The organism is Catellatospora sp. NPDC049609, from assembly GCF_040675365.1.
Classification (GTDB): Bacteria; Actinomycetota; Actinomycetes; order Mycobacteriales; family Micromonosporaceae; genus Catellatospora.
Map to the genome: position 1 here is coordinate 1 of NZ_JBFAOU010000349.1, position 3,869 is coordinate 3,869.

The 3,869-nt window shown below is 62.7% G+C and carries 1 protein-coding gene; it reads right to left on the reverse strand.

The window, feature by feature from the left end:
• Positions 1–401: 401 nt before the first annotated feature.
• Entirely contained in the window at positions 402–3,632 is a 3,231-nt protein-coding gene (locus AB0J67_RS39760) for a hypothetical protein (protein WP_363490782.1), read from the reverse strand.
• Between the last annotated feature and the right edge of the window lie 237 nt (positions 3,633–3,869).

Consider the following 3,869-nt stretch of genomic DNA (forward strand, 5'->3'; position numbering starts at 1 on the left):
TACCCAGCCAAGGTCCATGGCCGTCGGCTACACCATCGACGTCGTCCGTCGAAACCCGGCATGACCTGCCACAACGCTTATCTTCCCGGCATTGGCCCTAACCCGGCAGGTGCTGTGCGCGTGCCTTCTTCAACACCGCGTCGCCCAGGCCATGCCACAGATGCCACCAATCGGCCACCTGGACGGCGTCGGGCAGCCCGCGTCGGGCGGCCTGGGCGTAGGCGTCCCAGCCGCTTGGCAGACCACATCCACGCCCGCATGCGCGCGGCCACTCTTCGAGGTGTCGGCATTGCGTATGGAACATCTTTGCCACGGCCTTATGCGCGCTTCGTTAGTTCAAGCCGCTCCCGACCGAATCAAATGCTCGGGCCGGGAGCGGCTTTAGCGGAGCCTGCGTTCGACTATGGGACGGGATTGGCCGGTACGATAAGGAGTGCGTCCGCGGCCAGAGGTAGGTTAGGGTTGGCGGGGCCGTGGGTGAGTGTCACGGTGGTGGCCGGGTCAGCCTTCAACCGAAGTCCGAGTGGTTTGAGGTTCACCCATCGGTCGGACATCTGGTCGACGACGTACTCCACCGGCCCAGTCTCGGTTATGACGGTATACACCGCTGCGCTGTCTAGGGGGTCCTCGGTAAGGGGCAGCTTCACCCAGATTTCGTATTCGCCGTCGTCTTGGAGCTGGGATCCGATGTTCCAGGTGACGCTAGTCGTGGCCTCCTGAGAACGCTCGAATGAGCCTGCCATGCAGTCCGTGCAGTCCATCGTCTCCCACGAGCCCTTGAACTCGGTGTGCTCGTCACCTGCATCGAGTGCGGCCGTATAGAGCATCCCGTTGAGGAACATGGTTTCCTCGTCCCGATAAGAGTGGGTGTCGTGCCTTTCGTTCCACTCTCGCCAGTACTGGGAAAACGTATCGGGCGCGACGTCACGCACGACGTCGAGAATCTGCTTCAGCGAGGTGTATTCGTCCAGCCCTGTGTTGTCCTGAAATCCGTCGAACTCGTCGGCGTTCTCGTCATACAGATCCCACAGAGCCATGGCGACCCGGCCCTCGACGTCAGGACCTCGCTCGTCACAGTCTTGTTCCTCACAGGACTCGGCGGAGTATAGGTCGAACGAGGGGACGCTGGCATCCGAGGAACGGTAGAGGTGCTCGGCGGCGATGGCGATGAAGGACGAGAAGCCGGCACGCCAGGCGCACTCATCGCTGGTTCGGGCCATCCACCCCCCGTCGTCGCAGGACGGGACGTCGTAATCGCCGCCTACGAGGTCGTGTTCGAGGACATGGGCGACCATCTTTTCGGCGACCGTGGTGATGGCGTTGCCGCGCACGAGCTCGATTCGCTCCTCGATGACGCCGGGGATGTACTTGGATTCACCACTGTCGCGCAATACGATCTTGACGGCTTTTCCGAATGTCGGGACAAGGTCCCGCACGCTGAGGATCGCGCCGTACGCCCTCGCCTCAGCCGACTGCAGTGACATAGAGGCCGGGTCTCGCAGAAAGAAGTGGCCGATCGGCACGTCACCCGCGACGGCGGCCGGATTGCTCAATACGTGCAGCCTGACATGGTTGGTCCCCGTGGCGTTCGTCGTGGACACGCGCAGGATGAGATCGCTGTCAGCGCACGCGTGGGAACCCATGAACTCCACCGGGTTCGGCGGAGCGGGGCAGCCCACCCAGGTCGATTCGTCGTTCAGCTCGAACTGGTTGGGGTAGGCGAAGCCAGTGGTGACGAACTTGCCTTCCTGGTCCAGGCAGCCCTTGACCGGGTTGCCGGTGGGCTCACCGTTGGGCGTGCGGGAATCGAGCACGGGCCGCCATTGGATCGGACTTTGCGGGTCTCCGTCATGTCCCTTGTACAACACTTCGTAACACGCGCCAGCTAAGGGTCGGTTCTTGCTGTCGAATGATGCGTGGGTGTGGGCACCGCCGGAGACTTGCACGAGCGGGTAGGGCCCCGTGGTGTCATCCTCGTGCGGAGCGGCAATGATCGCGTCCGCGACGACCGGCTTGGCACCGTCCGGGGTGGATAGCGTTACCGAGAACTCGTAATTTTCTGGAATGGGACCGATGCCGTTGGGCCGCAGGTTGATCCAGCCGTCGGCGGTGGCGGTCTGGTCCACCGTCGCATGGGCAGTGTCGAAGCCGGGCGGGTTTGATCCCGGGTTATGGATCTTGTAGGTGGCGTTGGCAGCGAGCTGCGCCTGTCCGGCGGGTAGCCGGACCCACAGGTCGAAGGCCTGGGCCTCATCCGACGGATTGACGAAATCCCACTGCAGGTTGGGACGATGTTCGCCAGTGTCGGAGGTGGTCAGGTCTCCACCGCGGCAGGTCGAACATAGCGTGGACTGCCAGGAACCGGTGGCGAAGCCGGTGTCCTCGTCGCGCAGCTCGGTGTATTCCAGCGTGTTCATGAACATGACCAGCCGGTCACGTGATCCGTGTCGTTCACGATAGGCGTCCCAGAACTTTTCGACGTCGGTCGGTCCCGCATCGGCGATCATGGGTGGAAGCTCGGCAAACGGGCGGTGCACCGTATCGGTGAACCCGTCACGGGCTTCGTTGGTGCTGTCGAACAGGTCGCGCAGTGCCGCGCCGATCCGCGCCCCCACCTTTGGGCCGTCCTGGCATTCCGGGGTGGAGCCGGCGCACTCTTCTACGCCGTACTGCTGCCCGGCGACGGTGATGACGTCCTCGTTCGGAGTGGTTTCCGCGGCGTTGGCCACAGCTGCAGCGAAGCCGAGCTGGAACGCACATTTAGCGTCTGCCACCTGTTCCCGGTAGTTGTCCACGTCGCAGTTTGCGGGGATGCCGGGATAGTTCTCGTTTTCGTCCATGAGATCGTGGTAGTACTGCATGCCGACGTAGAATTCGACGTCAGAGTGCGGCGTGTCGCTCTTCTTCACGTTGACGATGTGAGAACCGGGGACGTATTCACCTCCGCCGGAAAGAGAGTTGTAGAGGTGGATCTCCACATCCTCCAGCTGGTGTTCCTGAGGCAAGTTCGCGCTTAGGTTCTTGACGTTGTACGCGGCGACGTAGGCGTGACCGGCGTGTGAGTCCAGCGAGTGGGTCCGGCCGTCGTCTTCCTCGAAGAACCGGCCCAGCGGGATTTCACCGATCAACGCCCGCTGTCCACCGTTGTCATGGTCCTTGACTCGTACCATGTCGTCATCGCTGTTGGCGTAGATTTTGAGGACGAGGTCGTCGTTCTCGCAGGCGTGCGAATTCATGAACGGAACCCGCGGCTCGGTCACCGGGCACCCGTACCAGGTGGTGCCGTCCTCCAGTTCGTAGTACTGCGGGTAGAAGACGTCGCCTGTGTCGAAGTGGCCCCACTGGTCCAGTTGACCGGTCAGCGCAACCCCGGTTCCGCCGGGCCCGGACATCAACGGCTGCCACTCCGGCGCGGCATCCTGCTGCCCGTCGGCGTGCGCGAACACCTCCAACTCCCACTCGGCATTCGCGAACGGCATGGCCAGCTCCCCGACAACCGCCGCATTCGCCGACTGCACCATCCCCGTGATCCGCACGACCGGCGGGGCATTGTCACACCAGGACACCGGAGGCAGCAGTTGATTGTCACAGGGTGCCTGCGGCGGTACCGGGAGCGGAACCGGATCATTCATAGGCGGATTTGTGTAAAGCGGGGGTAGGAACGGGTTATACACCCCCCCGTCGCAGCTGGCATCCCAGATCGAGCCCGAGTAATCCAACGTCGTGTTAGGAGTCTGAGGAGTCGCCGGCTTGTAACCGAGATTGACAATCTCGCCAGCACCGACACACACGTAGGTGTCGTGATTGCCGCGGTTGCGCACCTGTAGCTGCAGCTCGTAAGAGCCGCAGTTCGCGAACAGGAACCAGTT

Coding starts and splice junctions, on each gene's coding strand:
- AB0J67_RS39760 (WP_363490782.1), bottom strand. CDS start 3,632: ATGAATGATCCGGTTCCGCTCCCGGTACCGCCGCAGGCACCCTGTGAC.